Below are 22,185 nucleotides of genomic sequence, written 5' to 3'. Positions count from 1 at the left end.
ATCAGCCCTCGCCCGACATCGCGGCTGCAATCTGTATCTCGATCAAATCCCGAACTATGTTTGCAGGAAGTATCAGCGCAAGATATACCTGAGCCAGTAACAGCTCTTCCGGAGCGTGCGGAATCGTCTGCAGGATCTTCCGGACCGCTTGCTGAAGATCAGACGCATCACGATATTTCTGAATCAGAACCGCATTGGTCAGCGCAAAATGGTAAGGGTCGACCAGCCTGGGCGCCAGGGGTTCGAACCACTCCCAGTCGAACAGAATGGGGTTACCGTCCTGCACCCGCGCATTCCATGGCGCGAGATCTCCGTGTGAAGGGTTCAGGCGATACCCGTCAGGGGGCTCATTCTTCTCCAGGAATACAGCGGCTGCGCGCGACGCGCTGCTCATCTGGTCCGGTTGCCACCAGTGCATCGATTCCAGACGTCGCTGTGTACCAAATCCGGACTGCAGCTCATTGCAGAAATCAACATAAGGCCATCCCCACCTGACCGGGGGCGCCTCAGTTTCAGGCGGCATCAGGCTACACAGCAGATAGTGCGTGGAATCCTGCTCGCCAAGCGCCAGTGCTCGTGGAGTGGAGACAGACTTCAGGTGCCCCGCGGCGAACTCCAGCCCGCGATACTCCCGCGCCAGCCGCGCTTTTGCATTCTCGCCCCAGGACAGCTTTGCAAAAACGCCCTGGCGACCGTCCCGGTCCAGCAGCATTGCGGCACATTGAAATCGTTGGAAATCTGGCGGGAAGTAAAACGCAGGGTACAACCCCGTCGCGCCGATATCTCCTGCTATACGCTCTACCCACTTCTGCCAGTCAAAGTGCCGCAACCGATCCGAAGGTGAGTTGGCATTCTTCAGGTGTTTGGGAATGGCAACACCCGGAGGCACGCGTCTCAGTATTCCCCAGAACACTCGCGACATGGTCCGTTGCGGCTGATACAAGGCAAGCATCCTCGTCCGGGCTGCGTTGCTGACGCTATCCGGAATTGCAACACGGTCTACGCCGCCCACCCAGTAACTACGAAACCGCATGACCCGGTATTGTTTACCTGGGCTTGCAGATATACATCAGGTCAATAGAGAATCGCCGCAGGAAGGGCAGCTTGCTGCAGACACGGTCAACAGCAAACGCCAAACCGCGCAGGGGCGTTCGATAAAGCGTCGGGGGCAAGATTCCAAAACCGGCCATCGTAGTAATTTCGAATCCGGTACGAGCAAACAGTGATTCAATTTCCGCAGGCGAGAGCTCCGAGTGGGATTCGCCACGCACCGATTTTCGGTACATCAATGAAAAATGGCGTAATGAGTTCCGATTGCCATGGAAATTGGTAACAAGCACACCATCTTTCCGGATTAGTCTTTCTCTCAGCTGACTCAATACCTGCTCGCGCGTAGTCATGTCCACGTTCAGGAAGAAGCGAAAGCAGGTAACAATGTCAAAATCTTCGTTCGCCAGGTTTGCATCATTGACGATATCGCCAACCAGCAGTTCCGAAGACGCACATTTTTGTTCTGCAAGGGCGACCATCTGATCAGAAAGATCCACACCAGTCGTTTGCCGGACTTTGTTTTCGAGCTCGGACAGGACACGGCCGGTGCCGCAGGCAAAGTCGAGGAGCTTTACCCCTCCTTTGCCTTTCTGAATACGCTCAATCCATTCCACCATCACCGGCTTTTGAATTTCCCAGATCGAGCTGGCATAGCTGCCTGGCGAATATTCGACCGTCTCGTAGTTGTTGACAAAGTCCTCTGATTTGAATTGCTCAGAGTAAGGCGTGCTTGGCATGATCAGCGCTCTTCATTGATGTTGGAAAGTGGGGTCAATCGCCAATTGTCGCACAATTCAGGCTCTGGCTATCAGAGGTGGCCGGGGCCAACGCCTGGTGACCTGAAGCTCATTTTCTGCCGACAGCCGCCGGCTTCGAAGCACAGCCGACCGCGGGCAACGCTCCCCCATCGTTCGGCCTGATGGCCCAAGACCTGCCCTGGATCACCTCAGGTCGCATCCTGTCGCCGGCTACCGGTCACCGGCATGGGCAGCAAGCAATCGATCGAACTTGCCGCCAGGATGCGCGCCAAAAAAATTATAGCCACGGTGGGATACCGTCTTCAGTGCAGCAACGTGGTCCAGGGAATTAACCCTCGCCAAACGACCATCCCGGTGGAAAAAATAGACTGGCCAGTCACGAGCCATAACAGCAGCGGCTACCTTGTGTTCAGTATCGGCACCGTGGTCCTCGAAAACCAGAACGCAATCATGATCATTGATCCAGGTTGCCGCTTCGATGACATCACGCTCTACCCCCTCCAGGTCAAGCTTGATTACAGCAGGAGCAGAGCTCGTCAGCTCGCCAAGCACCCTGTCGATGCCAACCGCCTCTACCAGAATCGTTGAGTTGTCGTCGCCAACCGGGGCAGAAATCGAGGCCCCGACAGCACTCAGTTCGGCGACGTCTGCAATCGTCATAGCGACGTTTGCCATGTCTTGTCCCGCAATCGCTTTGTTGATTGTTCGAAAGCGGTTGTTATTGATGGCGGAATTTCTAACGAGCATGGAATACGCCTGCGGCATCGGTTCGTAGGCAACAGTTTCTGTCGCGCCGTAGACCGATGACGAAGCCATGATGCTCCAGTAGCCCCAATTGGAACCACCATCAACGAAGGAAAACGTATCGCCTTTAAGCAGCTCAAGAAAATAAAAGATCTCGGCTTCGTAGCAATAACCCCTGTGTATCAGTCGATTCCAATAAGGGTCACTGATGACAAATTCGAAGAGTGCGTCAGAGTTAAGTCGGATTTGCGCAGTTGTGCCAGGTGACATCGCGCGGCCAATCCACTTATTCAGAATGTAATAACCGCGATAGTCCAATGGCCTGGTCAGGTAACCAGAAACATCGATCAAACTTAACAGGACCCGCTCTTTCAAGCCCAGTGGCGACTCTATATCGCGCATAGTTTCTCCGTTGCCACCATCGACCGGTTCCGCCTCGCCCCTTTATGATAACTTCCAACCGGCCCCGACAGCCTTGTGCGAATACAAATACAACCTGGTGCCTTCCGGATCAGAAGCTGCGGCGACCTTCCAGCAGCAGCTGTACGCTGTCGATGGAGTCATCGCCATTGAGCGGGAATGCGATGTCGATGTGCAGCACCTTGCCGAATCCACCACGTGTCGGGCTCAACCGCAGACCGAATCCGGCGTCGGCCAGCCAGCCCTGACCTGGCCCGCTTACTGCGCTTCGGCCCCACACCCGGCCGGCATCGACAAATACCGCGGCACCGACACGGAATAACCGCAGCGGATACCAGTCTGTGAAATAGCGCTCTTCGAGGGTCACCAGCGCGCGCGATTCACCATTCTGATAGGCCAGCGGATAGCCACGCAGGCCGCTTTCGCCACCGAGGCGCAGCGGATTGTCGATGTCGAGACGTCTGCCGGCATCGGCAGCGAGTGCGGCGTAGAACATCCTGCGCTTTGTATGCCGCCGGGTAAAACGTACCGCGGTGCTGAAAATTGCGTTACCCAGACTGCTGTTTTCATAGCGCCCCTGCAAGCCGGCACGCAGTCGCCACAAGGCTTTCTCCGATACACCCACGCCGGTACTCCAGCGCACGTCAAACAGCGCAGCATCATCGCCGCCAAAGGTCGATCCCGACCACCCCAGGCTGGCGCTTAACCGGGTACCCAGAAACAGGTCTTCGACCCGCCCCATCTGATCCTGGTTTTTGGTGGTGTCGAAACGGTCTTCGATCAGGTCGAAGCCGACGAACGGGTAAACAAAGCGACGATCGGCGGGTACCGGGCCGGCCAGTGCCGGCGTGTCGCCGGGCCCGAAGCGGGAATCGTCGTAGACCATGCCGACAGTCCACCGCCTTACCCACCCGTCGACCAGCCCGGCCGAGCGGCCACCGGTCACGCGCAGGAGTTCCCGCTGCTGGCGAAACTCTGCTTTTGTCGTGCCACGGTCGTACAACGGCCGGACCCGGTCATCTACAAGTACATCGCCACCGGCACTCCAGCGCGTGTCCAGGGCAAAGAATGGACGTTGCAGCGCGAAAGCAACGCTGTCGCCATCGCTGTTGTCCTGGTAGGAAACATTCATCGCCACGCGGCTGCTGCCGAGCTGCCTGTCGGAATACCAGAACTGCAGCGAATCACGCTCGACGTCTTCTTCGTATTCAATGCCGACTGCAACGCCGGTTCCCCTCAGGTTCAGCTCTTCCAGCTGGATTGAAACTTCGTCTTCGCCGCCGGCACGCTCGAGCGATATGCCGGGGAGCAGTGTCCATACGTCGCGGGTTGTTACACAGAGGTCGACCTGCCCTGCTGCAGGACGGACAGGCACAATCGAGGCATCGTAAAGGTAGTTACGGTTGCGCAGGCCTCGCTCCGTCTCGGCCACCAGTCGGGCGGAATAGCGATCGCCCGGCTTGAGCAACAGCTGGTCGCGAATTGTCGCTGTACGCGTCAGGACATGGTAACGATTCGCCAGCCGATACAGCCACTTGTCTTCGTCCGGCAGGCTTGTATCGAAAACCTGGCGCCGGTCGAAAACGATGTCACCAATCAGCGCACCTTCGCTCAAAGCACTATCGGCGACCGGAACGCCGCATGCTTCCTTAGCCTCGGCGGCAGAGACCGGGTTAAACACCAGCACAAACAGGCACACCGCAGCCGCGACGGTAGTCGCAGGCGCAAGGCATTTAAAAGTTTTGGTCGTTGGCAGCACTGCGCGGCAGTGTACCAATCAGACCGGCAACCTTGTGAGATGTTTTTCCGCGGCGTGCGCCGGCGCTCAGCCCTCGACGGCCGCGATCACCGAACGCACCTGGTCCTGCGTCACCGGGCCGGTGCAATTACCCCAGCTGCTCAGCACATAGGTCATGACGTCAGCGATATCGCGCTCGCTCAGCTCATCAAAAAGACCGACCATCTCGTCGTATTCCATGCCATGCATGCCGACATCAGGCGAACGGGTTACAAGGATCATGCGTATCCCGCGCTCGGGATCACTGGTCAGCGCCGCGTTACCAGCCAGCGGCGGCACACCGTCAGCCTTGCCCGTGCCGTTGCCCTGGTGACAGTAAGAGCAGTTATCGGCATACACCGTCGCTCCCCGGTTGGCCGTGTAGGCCCAGTCCTTGTTATCGATGCAGTCAGACGACGCCTTGCCGGTGGTCGGTATCTCGTCATCATTGACAGGTGCACCGCTGCAGCCAGCGAGCAACGCCAGCGTAATGAACATCAACAAAAATCGCATCAGTAATCCCCCATCCGCCAAACGGTATCGTGCAGATAGTCCCATCACCCGTGACAAAGAGTAATACGCAAAATCCGCAACTTCCGGTCTGGATTAACGCAGCAGCAGGGCGTAAAAGCAAACGGCGGCCGGATGGCCGCCGTTGACATACGTTAATAGGGCCCGATCAGTGATTGTGGTCGAAAAAGAACCGCGCACCGAGAAATGCGCTCATCGAGGCATCGAAGTAGCTGAAACCACCAACGACGCTGAATCTCCGCGTCGCGTCATAGACCAGCGACATGCCGCCACCGAACTCGACGCCGCTCTCGACATTGACATAGTCGACGGTGCCGATGAACTCCCATGGCGAGTGATTTTCCGCACGGTAACCCAGCGTTACGCCGTAACCATCCTGTGCGAAGGAACGCTGCCCTGCGGGCTCGACATCATTGTGCAGGTAGGCCACGTTGACAAAACTGCTGGCGTTCTTACCCATGGGTAGTGTCCAGCCAAGCCCCACCTGGCTGTCAGACAGCTCAATATTGTCGTCTTCGAAATCGATCAGGCCGGTTCCGGCAAATGCCACAAACGGGCCGTAGAACTGGTAAGAGACGAATCCGGCCGGTCCGGTCCCCTCGCCGTTCTGGGGCAGCACGACGTCCACATCAATGGCGCCAAAGCCGAGCTCGGCGTAGTCGTAGCTGATTTCAGCGCTGGCCATACTCGTTACCAGGCCAGCCAGGGCGGCCAACAGCAGGTCGCGAATCTTCATGATCGACTCCTCGAAAGCGGGTATCAGGACGATGCTAGGCTAGCCCAGACTTATGGTAAATAGTGAGAACTGCTTCACATTCTTGATTCCTGCGGCTGACGACTGAAAAACAGGCATAATTTGCCGACGGGGAGGCAATACATGGGTTTTGTGCCGTCTGGCGTTATCACGCTGACAACTGATTTTGGCCACAAGGGCGTTTTCGCCGGCACCATGAAGGGGCAGATGCTAAAGCGCTTTCCTGCGGCCCGGATCGTCGATATTACTCACGAAATCGCGGCGCACTGGCCCGACGAGGCAGGTTTCTGGCTGGCACGCGCTTTCCCCTATTTCCCTGACGGCACGGTACATGTCGCGGTAGTCGACCCCGGTGTCGGCTCGCGCCGCGACATCATCGGTGCGGCTGTAGAGTCACAGCTATTCCTGGCCCCGGACAACGGATTACTGGGCATGCTGGTGGAAAAGTATCCGGCGAAGTTTTTTCGGCTTGATACCGGCCGTCTTGCTGATTTTGGTATCGATGCTCCCAGCGCCACATTTCACGGCCGGGATATTTTTGCACCGCTGGCTGCCGAACTCGCCGCAGGCCGAATCAGCCCCGAGGGACTCGGCCCGCAGATCGACGATATCGTTCGCCGCTGGCACGATGCACCCCGGGTCGACGACGGAGCAATTGCCGGTGTTGTGCTGACGGCCGATACGTTCGGCAACCTGATCACCAACATCGACGGCGGACTGGTCAATCAGATAGCTTCACCCGTGGTGCTGGCCGGCGGCCAGAAATTCAGGCTGCACCGCACCTACAGCGACGTTCAGCCAGGCGAATTTCTGGCCCTGATCAACTCCTTTGACGTGATTGAAATCGCTCAGGCCGAACGCAGCGCGGCAGCAGCACTGGGACTCGGTCGCGGCGCTCCCGTCGTGGTGAAGCCGGCAGGCTGACGTATGCGCTTTGTGTTGTTGGGCAGCCTTGCTGCTGCCATGACCCTGGCCCTGCTGGCCACAACGACGATTCCGTCGATGTACCAGGACGAACTGACACAGGAATATTCGCCTGCGCCGCACAACTGGGCTGGCTCGGCGACGTGCCGGGCCTGCCACCAGGACCAACATGCCTCCTGGTATCGCACCTTTCATCGCACCATGACGCAGGAAGCTGACGAGGAGTCAGTGCTTGGCGATTTCAATGGCGAGACATTCCGTTACTGGGGCATCGGCGTGCGACCGGTCAGGGAAGCGGGCCGCTACTACTTTGAGTATCTAAACGAGCACGACGAAGTCAGTGTGCGCCTGCCGGTGCTGCGCACCGTTGGCTCACACCGTTACCAGCAATACCTCACACAAACACCAAACGGAGGCGAAACCTACTTTCGCATACATCTGCTGTGGCACATGGAGGACGAGCGCTGGATGCATATCAATGGCGTGTTTCTGCGTCCCGATGAGCAGGGCTTTGATGACCGGGTCGCGGTGTGGAATCACAACTGCATTTTCTGTCACAACACCGGCCCACAGCCAAACGTGGTTAACATGGATGAACTCGCACTGCGCGAGCTGGCCGGTGAGCAGGTCAATTCCGCGCTCGAGGCGCGCTATGACTCGCGCGTTGCAGAGCTGGGCATCGCCTGCGAAGCATGCCATGGACCCGGCGCCGAGCACGCACGTCGCAACCGCAATCCGCTAAGGCGCATTGCGCTACACCTGACTGACGAGCGTGATCCGACCATTGTTCATCCACAAAAGGTCAGCCAGGCAAAAAGCGTTGCCATTTGCGGACAATGTCATGGCCAGCGCACGCCACCATCACGCGCTCATCTGCTGCAATGGATCGACAGCGGCCCCACCTTTCGGGCCGGCGCAGAGCTCGAAGAACATGTCGTACCTGTTTTCCGTGACACGGCGGTTCCGCCCGGTATTGACCCCGACCTCTTTCGGTTACGTTTCTGGAATGACGGAACTGCCCGCCTCACAGCCTACGAGTACCAGGGCCTGGTGCAATCGGCGTGTTACACCGACAAGGCGCTTACCTGCATCAGCTGTCACACGCTTCACTCCGGCGACATACGCGGCAACATTTCCAATGCTAACCGCGGAAACGGGCCGTGCCTGGCCTGTCATACGGAGTTTGCCGACGATGTCAGCGCCCACACGATGCATGCTGCGGACAGCAGCGGCTCACTTTGCTATGACTGCCACATGCCAAAACTGGTGTTTGGCGTGACGGGGATACACCGCAGCCATCGCATCGAGGTCCCGCGGCCTGCCAGCGATGCAGCCAATGAGCGTCCCAGTGCGTGCACAAACTGTCACGTCGATCAATCAATCGGCTGGGCTGTTGCACAGATTGACACGCTATGGCGTAACCGCCCGCGCCCCGCAGTAGCAGGTGCGTCCTATTTACTCGAATCGCTGCATGGCGGTGACCCGGTCGAGCGTGCCGTCGCTGCACACCAGGCCGGCACCGTGCCCGACAGCGAACGTGCCTGGCTTATTCCTCACCTGTTGCTGGCCATGCAGGACAATTATCCGTCGACGCGCAACCTGGCTCGCAAGAGTCTGCTCGTGATTGACGGCGGGCTGCAAACTGCGGGCATTGATACCGGCATCGGCGCCCTCGCCCGCCAGTTCGATTTCATTGGTGATGCGGCAGATCGAGCCGTATTGATTGCCGGGATGCGCGAGGCGTGGCAACGTGCAGACAAGACTCGCCTGCCGCCGCCACCAGCCGGCGCATTACTGGATACGCATTGGCAGCCCGCGCAGCCTGCAACCGGCACTCTGCTGGATGCCGGGCGCAGTCATCGCAAGCAAATAGCAATTGGAGAGTAACTTGACGGAAACTTCACCTGCCCGTAAGTGCCTGCGCTTTGGCTGGGCCGCCGTGCTGGTTTTTGCCTGTCTCGGGTTGCTGCTGGAAAGCCTGCACCTGGTCAAGTTGCCACTGTACATGGAGGCGCAGATTCGTCGTGAGCTTTGGACCCTCGCGCACGCCCATGGAACATTGCTTGGCCTGGTCAATGTTGTATTCGGGCTATACGGTTCGCAGCTGACGGCCACTGCAGCACACCGGGCTTCGGCAGCGCTGCGAACAGCAGCGGTACTCATGCCGGCCGGATTCTTTCTTGGCGGTATCGGGAATCCCGAAACGGACCCATCGCTGGCAATAGTATTGGTGCCGATCGGCGCCTTGCTGCTGATCACAGCGGCGGCTATTGCAGCCTTTTCGGCCTGGCAGCCGGCAGATGCCGCAACCGGCCCGGACAAGCGCGATCGCAAGGTGTTACAAAAGTAAAAAAAAACGGCCGATCAAAGACCGGCCGTGGTGACATCTCGGGGGAGAGATACCAACCAATTGAGGAGGGCCCGAGTATCTTCCGACAAAAGCGCCATTGCCTTCTGTGAACACATTCACAGAAGCAAATTGCCGTTACTGCGACACTTTTCATAAGCAGAATTCCACGTCCTCTTGTTATGACAAATAGGTCTTCTGTGATTGAAATTGATGAAAGAAGACTCGATAAACAGCAGCCGCATAACGTCGCTGGGAGCGCCCCTGATTGCGTTCCTGTTGCTCGCCTTTGTGCACAGCCAGGCCAGCCTGGTAGCCAGCCTGTTCAGCCAGCTGCTGCCTGACAGCGATCTGTTCGCTACCCGCTTTGTCGGCGTGGCGCTATGGCTCAGCGGCGCCTGGCTTGCCGGACGAGCCATCGACACCCTGGTGCTCAACCCGGTTATCCGCAGTCGCACTGGCGCGCCAGCCCCGAGTATTCTTTCAAACGTCGTATCGGCCACGCTGTTCGTCGCGACAGTTTTCTGCATCATCAAGTTCGTCTTTGAACGCCCGGTAGGTGGACTGCTGGCAACTTCCGGCATAGTCACCGTGATTATCGGCTTTGCAATACGCGACATGATCGCCGACTTTTTCTCCGGCCTCGCAATGAACATCGAACAGCCCTACCGGATTGGTGACTGGCTGGAACTCGATGGCGTGGTCGCTCGCGTAACTGAAATGAACTGGCGCGCAACGCGACTCATTACGCAGTCGCGCAAGACTGTTGTAGTACCCAATAACAACCTTGCCGTACGGCAGTTTGCCAATATCAGCCGGCCGGAACGCTATTACCGCGAATCACTCGAGCTGGTGCTCAACTACACGACCGACCCCGCGCGTATTGAAAACATCCTGCTTGCGGCAATTCACGCGACCGAGGGCCTGGCAACACAGCGCCACGACGTGAGGATTACCGGTTTCCAGGAGCGCGGCGTGGTCTACCAGATACGGTTCTGGGTCAATGACTACACTGACAAGGTCAGGCTGCGTCACCGGCTGGCTGCCAACGTGCTGGAATTTATCAGCCAGGCAGGTATCTCCATCCCGTACGCGCAACACGAAATTGTTCTCACGCGCGAGCGCAAGCCGCGTAAGGAACGGCGCATCAATGCGCGCCGCCTGCTTTCACGAGTCAGCTGGCTGGAGATGCTCACCGACGACGAGCTGGAACAACTTGCTGCCGTGGCAGTTGCCAAGGAGTACGACACCGGCCGCGATGTGGTGCGTCAGGACGACATCGGCAGCAGTCTGTATGTGCTGGTCGAAGGCGTGCTGGAGGTCTTTACCCGCAACGAGGATGGCAAGGATGGCTCGGTCGGAAAGATCCAGCCGGGGCAGGCTTTCGGCGAAATGTCGTTGCTGACAGGCTCACCGCGCGTTGCGACAGTGCGCGCGATCACGGATGTTTATGTACTTGAGATCAGGCGCGAAGACCTCGAACCCATACTACGGGCGCGTCCCGCAATTGCCGAAGAGCTTGGCCAGATCATGGCACGCCGCCAGTATCTGAACGAACACAGCAATGACAGCAATGAAGTGACAGAGGAGAGTGAGGACTTCCGCTCGCGGGCGCTGCACCTTGCGCGCCGCATCAGCCACCTGTTCGGGATCTGACGCGCCAAAAAAAAGCTTCTGCCAACCGCCGAACACCAAGGTCCGCATCGGGGCGAGTGCTGGGTTCGCTCACTATACGGCGGGAGCGGTGCCGCGACGGTGGCAGAAGCGTGCTGCAGCGAACTGCAACATCTCAACACTCGCTGGTATCTTTTGTCTCAAATGCAGCGATGTCAAGCGATATTTGCTTCAGGCCTGCTCCGGCACCCTAGTCATCGTCATCCCCATCGTCGTCGTCATCCCCATCGTCGTCGTCATCACCGCTGTCGTCGTCATCGACGTCATCATCATCACTGGAATCAGTGTGAGGTTCAGAGGCTATCACGCTGTTATTAATGAAAATATCGTACGCCAGCACTGACCCATCGGGACGGCCTGCGCCGGTTACCACAACGAGGTCGCCCGCAGCCACAAATGCCGCGCCAGTCAGGCGAGTGAATGCATCGACTTCAAACACCGCTTCGCCGATATGAAACGAATCAGGGCCTGCCGCCGTGACGGCGCCCTCGAAGACGACCATTTGGCCGCCCGCTGCCGGTGCCAACACTGCCTCGGCCGAACTGACGTAGAACCGGCCATCGAACAAATCCCCGCTCAGTCGCACCCAGCCAGCATCGCCCAACGTTGCCCGCAGATCCGCCGGTACCACACCAGTCAGGCCATTGATCGAAAACTCGCCGGTTACGTCATCAAGCCCGTCCAGCAATCCGCTGACGCGAGTCGCATCGTGGCCCTCGCCGATCCAGGTCGCGTATATGGCTGAACCGCCCGCAGCGTGAAACCCGCTGACCTCTACCGTTGCCCCCGGCAGGAGGCGATGTGGCACGAGGCCATCGGCCAGCACCGTATCGGCCGAAAGCAGCACCCGCTGACCCAGGACGGTAATCTCACCGGGTGTAACCTGCTGCACCGGACCGATCAGGGCGGCGTCATAGTGGATGCTTGCGGCCAGCCCGTTTTCGGCTGCCGGATCCAGCAGGCCGTGGACCTCAAGGACCTGCCCTCGTTGCAGCCGCTCCAGCGCAACGGCAGTGCCATTGCGGGTGACAGCGGCACTGTCTGCATTGAAGACTATTCCCGCAATGGTCATCTGAGACTGCAGTACGCCGCGAGTAATGCCACCACGATCAATCTCGCCCGATGCAAGGGCAGCAATCAGGCAGCCCGTTACTGCGAACGCAAATCTAGTTTTCATCGTCAGGACCTCTGTCGTTGTTATCTGGTTTGTCTTGTGCAACCTGAATCTGATAAAGCCCTACTCCCAGCCGGACATCGGACCGGTGCGCGGGGTTTTCGCGTGCTGTCAGCCAATCATCCACCCGTTCAAGAAAACGCTGTCCTTCCGCTTCCAAAAATTCGCGGAACTCGAACAGCTGCTCATCCGGGATGCGCCGGCTTGTCGCCCTGCCTTCGAACAAAGTGAGATCACTATCGCTGTAGAGATTCTCTGCCACTGTGTTACCCAGATCAGCGAGTACCTCTCCTGCTCGCTCGACTGCTACCGGGTTGCTTCTGACCGGTACAAATGTTCGGCTCAGGGCACGCACGCGGCCGCCATCGAGCTGCTCTACAGATCCACTGTTGAGCAGCTCCTTCAACGCCGTGGAACACGGCACGTCGCCGCCCCCATATTGCTGGTAGAGACTGTCAAAACTTCGTTCACCGTTCAGCTGGAGCACGGCGGGCTCGCCATCGTCGAGAAACTGCGCGTCCGTATACCAGCCATGCAGCACGCGCGCGATGTTGCTGGCCTTGTCAGCACCGGGCGTACCCAGCTCCTGCAGTAACTCGCGCTGGCGCCGCACGTCGCGCCGCGACAGCCCGGTCAGCAGGGCTACCCTGGACACGTTGGTGGTCCGGCCACGAATACCAAACTCATCGCTGGCTACCGCGACGTAGGTGGCTTTGGCCAGCTTGGAGAATTGTGGGAAGGTCAGGCCGCTGCGCAGCAGTATGCGCACAACCGGCCTCAGCAGCTTGCGACACGCCTTTATTATTGCGGTTCTGGTATCGGCCATCTGATCACTGCGGCAGGACCCTGCTGCCATTTTTGGAATTATTTGACCCACTATAGGGTCTTTTCGGCGTGAATTACAGTCAGGACGGGCTTTCGCCGGCCGCCGCGGCAGGCGCCGGCTCGCCACCCCGGGATGCCGCAGGCCATGCGCGCAGTACCGCCTGGATCACGGTGGCCAGCGGTATAGCGAAGAACACGCCCCAGAAACCCCACAGGCCACCAAAAAAGAATATTGCCACGATTATGGCAACCGGATGCAGGTCGACCGCCTCGCTGAACAGCAACGGTGCCAGGACATTCCCGTCAAGCGCCTGGATGATGCCGTAGGCAATAAGCGCATAGTAGAAACCCGCATCCAGACCGAACTGGAAAAAGGCAACCAGCGCTACCGGGAAAGTGACAACAGCAGCGCCGACATAGGGGATGATCACCGAGGTTCCGGTCAGGAAAGCCAGCAGCAGCGCGTAATCGAGGTCAAGCACGGTGTATACGCCGTAGCTCGAGCCGCCGACGATAAATATCTCCCACACCTTGCCGCGAATGTAATTACCTATCTGGTCATCTACTTCGCGCCAGACCTGGGCCGTCAGCTGGCGATCCTGCGGCAGAAAACGACTGAACCATCCAATCAACTTATCCTTGTCACGTATCAGGAAGAAGACCATGAACGGCACAAGTATCACGTAAACGACAACAGTGATCAGTCCCACAACGGACGCAACCGAGTAGGACAGCAAACCGCGGGCATAACCGACAACTTCACCCCCGACATTCGAGATGACATCGCGCACCTGCTCCTCGGAAATGACGGTAGGGTATTCAGACTGCAGCTTTATCAGAGCTTTCTGGGCTTCGTTCAGCATTTGCGGCGCCTGCTGGAACAATTGCTTGAGCTGGTTAATCAGCAGCGGCAGCAGACCGATTATGAGGAACAGCAGCACTGTCAGGAAAATCGCAAATGTACAAATCACTGCCACCAGGTGCGGGGTCCCGACGCGCTCGAGACGAATCACGATACCCTGCAGCAGGTAGGCGATCACCAGCGCAGCGAATACCGGGGCCAGCATCCTGCCGGTAACGTAAATTGCCAGAGATACAGCGGCAAGGACTGCAACCAGCAGCACCACCTGCTGGTCGGCGAGGTTCCTGCGAAACCATTCGGAAATACGATTCATCGTTGCCCAATCCACCGGATGCGGGCTCATTGTAATAGAGTTCAGCCCCGGAAAGGGGCGCGACTAACCGCCGAGGATTTCGCTGAGGATATCGGTCTCTGGCCGCGGCTGAGGTTCGGGCTTGCTGGAAGGCTGTTCGGCCGCCTGGCTGTCGACAAAGGCCAGGTCCAGCTTGCTGCTGTTCCTGGCCTGTAACTTCAGGTACCAGGCCTCCAGTTCGATGCTGCTCAGGGGCTTGGCAATGAGGTAGCCCTGCACCGAATCGCAGCCATAGGACTTCAGCAGGTTCCAGGCGTAAGTATTCTCGACGCCTTCAGCGACCACCAGCAAGCCCATATTGTGCCCGAGATCGACGGTCGACTTGATGATGATGCCGTCGCCCGAATCGGCTCGCAGGTTTCGTACAAACGACTGGTCGATCTTGAGTTCGTTGAGCGGCAGCTTCTTCAGCAATGACAGCGAGGTCTGACCGGTACCGAAATCATCAATCGAGACCTTGATGCCCAGCTCCCGCAGGGTCTGCAGCACGCGACTGGCCTGCTCCGGATCCTGCATGACGGCGCTCTCGGTCACTTCGACGACGAGACGTTTGGGATCTACAAGATAATGATGCAACAGGTTGCCGATCCGCTGTGACAGGCCGAGGTCGAGCAGGTCATTGGCTGATATGTTCACAGCGACGCTTAAATCGAAACCCTTGCCAGTCCAGTCGCGTACCTGCGCGACTGCTGTCTTCAGGACCCAGTCGGTCAGCTTGTGAATCTTGTTGTTCTCTTCCAGCAGGCCGATAAACTCATCGGGTGGTATCAATCCCAGCTGCGGGTGCTGCCAGCGCACCAGTGCTTCCACCGAATCAACGTTACGCGTCTTCATTTCGATTTTCGGCTGGTACTTGAGGAACAGGTCGCCATTTTTTATGGCTTCATCGAGGTCATTGAGCACTGCCAGCTCACGCAGGTGGCGCTCATCCTGACCCGGCTCGTACATGACGACCCGCTGGGCAGTCTCCTTTGCCGTGACCAGGGCCACGTTGGACAGTCGCCGCAGCCCCTCCGGTGAATCGCTGTGATGCGGATACATTGCCGTACCGATGTGAACCCGCAGGTTGACCGCACGACCCTTCACTTCAATGGGCTTCTCCAGCGTTTCCGCCAGGAATTGCGAAATATGAACAGCCAGTCGCTCTTCCATGTCTTCGACGACAATCAGGAATTCATCACCACCAACCCTGGCCAGCAGGTCGGTTGCACGCGTATTGCTGGCAAGCCGGCGTGCGACTTCCTGCAGAACCGCATCGCCGATCTCGTTGCCGAGGTTGCCGTTGATGTCGCCGAAGCGCTCGATGTCGATCACCATTGCCGCCGCAGTCGAGCCGTTACGCGATGTACGGCCCAGCAACGCCTTCAGGCGGTCGGCAACGACGGTTCGATTGGTAAGTCCGGTCAGGGAATCGTACTCGGCGTGGTGGACGATCCTTGACTCACGCTCGGCGATCTCAGCCTGCATCTCGTTGAATGCCCGTGCCATTCGCGCCAGCCCATCATCGCCGGCAATCGTGACGGGCTCGCCATAAACACCCTTGCGCACCCGCTCGACGCCATCACGCAGCATCCGCACCGGTCGGGTTACCAGGCGGCTGGCGATTCCGCCAAGCACCAGCGCGCCGAAAAAGATTGCCAGCGCACTCACTGCAAAACCTATCGCGGCCAGACGGGAGGCAAATCCCCTGAATTCCCTAAGCGCCTCCTGCGTCGGCAATGAATAAGCCAGGGTGAGACTACCGCCTTGCTGGTCAAGGACCACGTTCAGCTTCCGGTCCGATGGCAGTTTCTCACCAAGGACCGTCGAGGTCGCGACGCTCGACCCGGAGAGGCCAATTGCTATGTCGACGCCGGTTGTACTTCGCACCCGACCAAGAAATTCCCGATCCAGCGGAACAGCGACTCCAACCCAGGAGCTGTCCCTGTTTGCACGCAATGGTGCAAAGGAAACCTGGTGTACCTGTTCTCCGAGCGACAGAAAGTTTGCCGTGTCAGTTGCATACAACAACTGCGGATCCAGTTGCCGGGCGACGCCGCGCGGACCAGTGTGAGCACGAACGGAACCATCTTCATTCACAAAGAGAATGATCGCCTGCACCATGGCATTGCCATGCAGGGCCAGCACACCGCCAATCTGCGCAGGATCGGACGAGCGCAGCGCATTGGCCACACGCGGGTCCAGTGACAGACTCAGCGCGGTCTCGCGCAGCAGGTCGTTACGCACGGCCAGCAGTGCTCGAGTCATTTCGTGTGCACTGGCGAGCCTGTTATCGGTCATTTCCAGAGCGGTACTGCGCGCTGAAAATATGGCAAGCGCTACCGTTAGCCCTACCGTAACCACGGTAATGGCAATCAGGGTTACAAGGCTGTAGCTGTAGAACCCGCGACTCACGACTTTCCTGTTACCTCGCGCAATTTCACCAGGCGCCGGCAGGCCTCGAGCCCCGGCGCTTTATCGGTATCGCGTGAGATTAGAGGCTTGGGGCTTTTTCGGCTGTGATCACAGCCACACTTTCACTGGATTTTACTCGTGTGACATAAGTTGTAACCCAATGCGGCACAGGCGGTTAGACGCGATAATTTGAGCAACTTCAGGTCTATTGCGCCGGCCAGGCTTGACTCTGCGCCGATCGATGCGCCATGCAACGTATTCTGTCAAATTCATCCTGTGACGCATGTCACTGATCCGCCGCGACTGACCGCAATAACATCGTCAACATGATGCATAAGTGGGTTGCGATCGGATTACTTGCCCTGCCGGGCCTGTCTTTGTCTGCCGAACTGACCACTCCTGCCGCTGCATCCACCATGGTCCTGGCCCAGCCGGAACCAGCCGGAAAAAAAATAGAACCTGGAAAAATAAGACGGGCATTTTCCAATGGCAACTTCTGGCAGCGACTGCGCAAACAGCGCGCCATGCCGGTACTACAACTGATTCAATCGCATAAACACGAACTGTTTATCGGCGTTGAGGCCGATGGCACGGTGGGCTTTCGTTACAGCTTCGGGCGTTAGCGCAAGCTGGCGGCAACTGTCGCCTTGATCAGTTCGGTTGACCGTCCCAGCATCCTGTCGAGCTCGCTACGCACACCGGCAATGCTTTGCTGAAACTGCGATTCATCACGCAAATTTTCGAAGCGCGGATCAAAACTTAGCCAGTGATAATCACGAAACCCGCTATCGATTGCCGCCGCAAGCTCCGCCAACGCTCGACGGCTATCCCCCTGTAGCGCAAAAGTGCCTGCTGCGGCGACCCTGAACGCCGGGCTGTTCCAGCCGCGCTGCCGTTCCCGCTCCAGCACTTCCTGGCTTAGCGCCAGGTGACTGTCGCGTTCCACGGTGTTGCCCAGCTTGCCATACGAAAACGCGAGCATTCCCAGCGTATCGATGTGCACAGGGGCATCGAGACCTTTTTTTGCAGCAAAATCCAGCACAGCTTCAAAATCGACTATTGCACCGGCGTAGTCGCTCTGCGCCATTCTCGCGATACCCGACCATATGCGCTCTGTCACCGCAATTTCATCATCAGCCGGTTTCTGCTCAATACGTGAGCTGGCCAGCGTCAGGAGCCGGGCATATTCGCCGCCGGCAAAAAGTACTTGCGCCCGTGCCCCGAATGCCCGCGCGGACTCGGTTGCCGGATCCTGCGCGCCGAGATAAGTCATTGCCTGGTTCAGGTCGCCCATCGTGGCAAAACTTGTTGCCAGCAACGGCTGAGTTTTTTCCGCAAGTTCCTGCTGTGAACGGTTGACGCCCAAAGCCCATCTGACGGCCTCATCCAGCCGGCCGTAGTAAGACTCCAGCCATGACAGGTGCACTCTGAGGCTTGCCGAATCCGGATTGGCCGCTTCGGATTGCTGCAGGTAGCGACGCGCCTGTTCGTATTCGCCCATACGCGCCAGTGCGCCCGCCAGGTTGCCATTGATAACCGGATGCAGCGGATCGCTGCGATATGCCGCGCGATACTCCGTCACTGCTGCCAGCGGCCCCTGGGTACGGTCCAGTACCAGGCCAAGCCACATGTGCGCCATCGAATAACTGGAATCAAGTTCGATCGCGTTGCGAAACGCCAGCTCGGCACCGGTAAGTTCGTCGCGACTCATGCGCAACAACCCAAGCGAGGCATACGGCTCTGCCAGCTCGTTATCCAGCTGCAGGGCACGGGCGATGGCGGCTTCGGCCCTGGCCTGTGCAACGCTGTTATCAAGGTCGCCATAGTCGCGCAGCAACAGGTAGGCATCGGCCAGCCCGCTGTAGGCAAGCGCAAACTCCGGGTCTTGCCCGGCCGCCTCCTCGAACAGGTCTACCGCACGCTGCAGGGACGCCGGGGTGCGCTGGTGCCAGTGATGTCGACCGAGCAGATACAGGTCATACGCGGCAAAGCTCGTGCTGCTGGCGCGTGCGACACGACGGTCTTCGCCGGCACCCAGCTTGACTCGCAATGCATCGACAATCGCCAGTGCGATCTCGTCCTGGATCGCAAATATGTCGTTCAGTTGACGATCGTAGGTTTGTGACCACAAATGAAAGCCATCGCTGACATTGATCAGCTGCGCGGTAACACGAACGCGGTCGCCCGAGCGCCGCACACTGCCCTCCAGCACGGTATCGACATTGAGCTTCTGGCCGATCGAACGCACGTCTTCGTTCAGGCCCTTGAATGCAAACGACGAGGTCCGCGCTGCTACCCGCAGCCCGTCCAGGCCAACCAGGGCGTTGAGCAATTCTTCGGCCAGGCCGTCACCGAGATAGCCGGTATCGTGCTGCTCGCTGAAATCCACGAATGGCAGGACAGCTATGGACCTGATGTCGGATGCAGCTACCGGGCTGAACGGCCGCCATAGCCAGAATCCTGCAACAACAACCAGCGCCCCGGTCAGGGCGGCGATGACGAAACTACCCGGGCCGGCGGACGCAGCTGCGGACGGCATCTGCGTCGTGGTGCGCACGACCCCCCCGTCGGGTGAGAAATCAAACAGCCAGGACAGCACGACTGCGATCGGGAGACCGGCGATAGCCAGCAGGATGACCAGGTTCATGGTCCAGTCCGGCAGACGCAGAACCGGCACGACAACATCGGCGATAGCAATGACCAGCCAGGCCGTTACTGTGTATGCCGCAGCAGCGCGAAAGACCTTGCGCCGCCGCAAGTCATCCATCATTCGCTTCATCGACGATAAAGCGCTGTTCATCGGGCCCCCGACTCTGCCTGAAGTCGCAATCACCGCGTCTCACCCCAAACCGGGAAATTTACCCTGTAAGGGCTATAGATAGACGCTTCAGGCGACAGTTCCGTTGCATCCCATGATGACAACCGGGCCAGCCTGGCGCAATGGCCCGAAAAACCGGCAGGCTGCTCGTGTTGTGGCAGAAACAGGCTGACGAGCACCTTATGCTGTCGCAGCTTACGGCAGAAAATAAAACACCGTGGCGGCAATGATCGCCCACATAGCGGCCTGCGCCAGCCAGCGCCACCGCAATTCGCGCAACATACTGACGAAACTGAGCGCCGCGGCGACGGTCAGACATAGGAACAGGCCGGCGGTGGCCAGAAATGGCCGGATTTCCGCCCGTACCTGTTCGTACTCGGGGGCCAGGACCGTAAAAATCAGTCCGACTACAGCCAGGCTGAGCGTTATGGACGCTGACGTGCCGAGGACGAAACCGGTCAGAATGGCCAGTGGACGCATACAATTTGCCTTAACGCCTTGTAGGGACGCGGAAAATGTGGCTCCGGCCCTTGCGATGAGAACCCTGCCCTACTAGGCTGAGGCGAGCCTCGAATTGGGCGAGACGAATAAATTATGACAAAGATGACGCGATTCTACACACCGCTGCTTGCGGCCTGTTTCCTGGCAATACCGGCAACGGTACTTGTTCCCAGTACTGGTGTTTCCCTGCCGCAGACAAGCGTGCTGGAACCCAGCCCCCGCCACGAGAAGGTTTCCCGCCTCGTGACCACCCTGTTTGAGCGATCACATTACCGCAATGCGCGGGTCGACGATGCCCTGTCATCCAAGATTCTCGATCGCTACCTTAAAGCGCTGGATTCGAACCGGCTGTATTTGACTGCCGACGATATCGACCGCTTCGAGAAGTATCGCTTCAGCCTGGACGAAGCAGTCAAACGCGGCGACATGGATCCGGTGTTTGATATTTTCAGGACATACCGCGTTCGGCTACGCAATTCCATCGAGAATGCTCTCGCCCAGCTCGATGAGGAACCGGATTTCACCATCGACGAGCGCTACTATTTCGATCGCAGCGAAGCCGAATGGGCTAAAGACGAGCAGGAGCTGCGTGAGTTGTGGCGCAAACGTGTCAAGAACGACATGCTGAGCCTGGTCCTGACCAACAAGGAATGGACCGAAGCTGCCGACATCCTGCGCAAGCGCTACAACCGCGTCCTCAAGCGCACCGACCAGCTCAACAGCGATGAGGTTTTTGAGACCTTCATGAACTCGTATGCGGATACACTCGACCCGCACTCGAACTACTTCTCGCCGCGTAACTCCGAGGAATACCGCATACAAATGAGCCTGTCCTACGACGGCATCGGCGCCTCGCTGCAGCTCACCGATGATTACGTGACAGTGCTCGATATCATTCCAGGCGGCCCGGCCTCAATTGACGGCCAGCTGAAACGCCAGGACCGGATCACCGGCGTCGGCCAGGGCGACAAGCCTGAAATCACCGATGTGGTCGGCTGGCGACTGGACGATGTAGTCCAGCTGATCCGGGGACCCGGCGGCACCGTTGTGCGCCTGCAGGTTCTGCCCGGCGGCGCTGCCCCTGGTGACCCCGAACAAGTCATCGAACTGCGCCGCGACAAGGTCAAGCTCGAGGCCCAGGCCGCCCAGAAAAGCACCATCGAAGTCGACCGCGACGGTCGCAAGGTGCCAATAGGCGTGATTGATATCCCGAGCTTCTACCAGGATTTCCAGGCCAAGACTTCCGGCGACAAGAATTTCACCAGCACCACACGCGATGTCGAACGCCTGATTGGTGAGCTGCGCAAAGATGGCATCGAAGGACTGGTACTCGACCTGCGCGGCAATGGCGGTGGTCATCTTTCTGAAGCAACGGCACTCAGCGGTCTGTTTATTGATAACGGCCCGGTAGTGCAGCTGAAAGACTCCAGCGGACGTGTTGAAATCCTGCGCGACAAACAGCGTGGTATCGCCTGGGATGGCCCCCTGGTGATTCTGGTCGACCGCTTCAGCGCTTCGGCATCGGAAATACTAGCCGCAGCAATACAGGATTACGGACGCGGCCTGGTGATCGGCCAGCGTACCTACGGCAAGGGTTCGGTACAAAACCTCTATGACCTGAACCGTTACTCTGCACGACCGGGCCAGGATGACTTCGGTCAGCTGACCGTGACCATCGGTAAGTATTACCGCGTTAACGGCGGCAGTACGCAGCACCGTGGAGTGTTACCGGACATTGAGCTGCCCTCCTCTGTCGATGTTTCCAAGGTGGGCGAGTCAGCCCGCGAAACGGCATTGCCCTGGGATGAAATTGCCACGACCGGTTACGATTTGTACGGCGCGCCGGCTCAATTTGTGCCCTCGCTGATCAATCGCCACTCCGACCGCATAGATACCGATCCTGATTTTCGTTTCCTGCTCGACAGCATCGCTCACGCCAACAGCGAGGACCGCTCGGTCTCGCTGCATCGGGAAGCGCGTGAGAAAGAACGTGAAGCAGAACTCATGCGGCGCCTGGAGCGCGAAAATGAGCGGCGGGCCGCTCTCAATCTCGAGCCACTGGAGAAGCCGGAAGACCTGGATGAAGTCGAGCCGGTCGATGTGCTGCTGCACGAAACCGCCGAGATTGTTGCTGACATTGTCGCCGGGCCAGTGATTGCCCGCGCCGACGATGCCAGCAAAGACGTTGGAACTAATTGAAAGTAAAAGCGTTTTAGTCTAGCACAGGCCCTTCCAGCCGGTGGTTGTGCTTAGCCCCTTTAGTGTTATACTCTACTATAA

General features: G+C 58.4%; 18 protein-coding genes. 6 read left to right on the top strand and 12 right to left on the bottom strand.

Annotation, left to right across the window (positions count from 1 at the left end; genetic code table 11):
* Position 1 precedes the first annotated feature (1 nt).
* From HKN06_11700 to HKN06_11675, 6 genes are all read right to left on the bottom strand, one after another.
* Entirely contained in the window at positions 2-922 is a 921-nt protein-coding gene (locus HKN06_11700; protein ID NNF61976.1) for a hypothetical protein, read from the bottom strand.
* Between the two features lie 124 nt (positions 923-1,046).
* Positions 1,047-1,787 carry a class I SAM-dependent methyltransferase gene (locus tag HKN06_11695; GenBank protein ID NNF61975.1) on the bottom strand — a complete coding sequence of 247 codons (741 nt, stop codon included), beginning with the start codon at positions 1,785-1,787 and terminating at the stop codon, positions 1,047-1,049.
* Between the two features lie 231 nt (positions 1,788-2,018).
* Entirely contained in the window at positions 2,019-2,954 is a 936-nt protein-coding gene (locus HKN06_11690; protein NNF61974.1) for an FkbM family methyltransferase, read from the bottom strand.
* Positions 2,955-3,063: 109 nt separating this feature from the next.
* Entirely contained in the window at positions 3,064-4,659 is a 1,596-nt protein-coding gene (locus tag HKN06_11685) for a hypothetical protein (protein ID NNF61973.1), read from the bottom strand.
* 138 nt (positions 4,660-4,797) lie between these two features.
* On the bottom strand, positions 4,798-5,262 hold the full coding sequence (locus HKN06_11680; protein NNF61972.1) for a cytochrome c: 465 nt from the start codon (positions 5,260-5,262) through the stop codon (positions 4,798-4,800).
* A 166-nt stretch (positions 5,263-5,428) separates the two neighbouring features.
* Positions 5,429-6,016 carry a hypothetical protein gene (locus HKN06_11675; protein NNF61971.1) on the bottom strand — a complete coding sequence of 196 codons (588 nt, stop codon included), beginning with the start codon at positions 6,014-6,016 and terminating at the stop codon, positions 5,429-5,431.
* A gap of 141 nt (positions 6,017-6,157) precedes the next feature.
* Between HKN06_11675 and HKN06_11670 the strand changes: the two genes are divergently transcribed.
* The 4 genes from HKN06_11670 (at position 6,158) to HKN06_11655 (ending at position 10,961) form a co-directional block, all read left to right on the top strand.
* Entirely contained in the window at positions 6,158-6,958 is an 801-nt protein-coding gene (locus tag HKN06_11670) for an SAM-dependent chlorinase/fluorinase (GenBank protein NNF61970.1), read from the top strand.
* A 3-nt stretch (positions 6,959-6,961) separates the two neighbouring features.
* Positions 6,962-8,845 carry a hypothetical protein gene (locus HKN06_11665; GenBank protein ID NNF61969.1) on the top strand — a complete coding sequence of 628 codons (1,884 nt, stop codon included), beginning with the start codon at positions 6,962-6,964 and terminating at the stop codon, positions 8,843-8,845.
* Position 8,846: 1 nt separating this feature from the next.
* Positions 8,847-9,308: a hypothetical protein gene (locus HKN06_11660; GenBank protein ID NNF61968.1), complete on the top strand. Its 462-nt coding sequence runs from the start codon at positions 8,847-8,849 to the stop codon at positions 9,306-9,308.
* Positions 9,309-9,518: 210 nt separating this feature from the next.
* Positions 9,519-10,961, top strand: a complete 1,443-nt coding sequence (locus tag HKN06_11655; protein ID NNF61967.1) for a mechanosensitive ion channel — start codon at positions 9,519-9,521, stop codon at positions 10,959-10,961.
* Positions 10,962-11,169: 208 nt separating this feature from the next.
* On the opposite strand, the gene HKN06_11650 is transcribed toward HKN06_11655, so the two are convergent.
* The 4 genes from HKN06_11650 to HKN06_11635 all read right to left on the bottom strand — a co-directional run bounded on the left by HKN06_11650 (position 11,170) and on the right by HKN06_11635 (position 16,586).
* Positions 11,170-12,156, bottom strand: a complete 987-nt coding sequence (locus HKN06_11650; protein NNF61966.1) for a hypothetical protein — start codon at positions 12,154-12,156, stop codon at positions 11,170-11,172.
* Positions 12,146-12,979, bottom strand: coding sequence for a hypothetical protein (locus HKN06_11645; GenBank protein ID NNF61965.1), 834 nt, complete (start codon positions 12,977-12,979; stop codon positions 12,146-12,148). Before HKN06_11645 ends, HKN06_11650 begins: the two co-directional genes overlap by 11 nt.
* Positions 12,980-13,058: 79 nt before the next feature.
* Positions 13,059-14,153 (bottom strand): AI-2E family transporter, encoded by a 1,095-nt coding sequence (locus tag HKN06_11640; GenBank protein ID NNF61964.1) that lies wholly within the window; start codon positions 14,151-14,153, stop codon positions 13,059-13,061.
* A gap of 63 nt (positions 14,154-14,216) precedes the next feature.
* On the bottom strand, positions 14,217-16,586 hold the full coding sequence (locus HKN06_11635; GenBank protein NNF61963.1) for an EAL domain-containing protein: 2,370 nt from the start codon (positions 16,584-16,586) through the stop codon (positions 14,217-14,219).
* Positions 16,587-16,912: 326 nt separating this feature from the next.
* Here HKN06_11635 and HKN06_11630 point away from each other — a divergent pair, with 326 nt between their 5' ends.
* On the top strand, positions 16,913-17,209 hold the full coding sequence (locus tag HKN06_11630; protein NNF61962.1) for a hypothetical protein: 297 nt from the start codon (positions 16,913-16,915) through the stop codon (positions 17,207-17,209).
* Here HKN06_11630 and HKN06_11625 read toward each other — a convergent pair.
* Both HKN06_11625 and HKN06_11620 read right to left on the bottom strand, forming a co-directional pair.
* On the bottom strand, positions 17,206-19,386 hold the full coding sequence (locus HKN06_11625; GenBank protein ID NNF61961.1) for a hypothetical protein: 2,181 nt from the start codon (positions 19,384-19,386) through the stop codon (positions 17,206-17,208). The two genes, HKN06_11630 and HKN06_11625, sit on opposite strands and share 4 nt — an antisense overlap.
* A gap of 213 nt (positions 19,387-19,599) precedes the next feature.
* Positions 19,600-19,884 carry a hypothetical protein gene (locus tag HKN06_11620; GenBank protein ID NNF61960.1) on the bottom strand — a complete coding sequence of 95 codons (285 nt, stop codon included), beginning with the start codon at positions 19,882-19,884 and terminating at the stop codon, positions 19,600-19,602.
* A gap of 114 nt (positions 19,885-19,998) precedes the next feature.
* Between HKN06_11620 and HKN06_11615 the strand changes: the two genes are divergently transcribed.
* The gene (locus HKN06_11615; protein NNF61959.1) at positions 19,999-22,104 is read left to right on the top strand and encodes a carboxy terminal-processing peptidase; all 2,106 of its coding nucleotides are present in this window, start codon (positions 19,999-20,001) and stop codon (positions 22,102-22,104) included.
* Positions 22,105-22,185: the final 81 nt, after the last annotated feature.

The sequence above is a fragment of the Gammaproteobacteria bacterium genome (assembly GCA_013003425.1).
GTDB lineage: Bacteria > Pseudomonadota > Gammaproteobacteria > Steroidobacterales > JABDKV01 > JABDJB01.
This window is presented reverse-complemented; position numbering and strand designations above follow the sequence as displayed.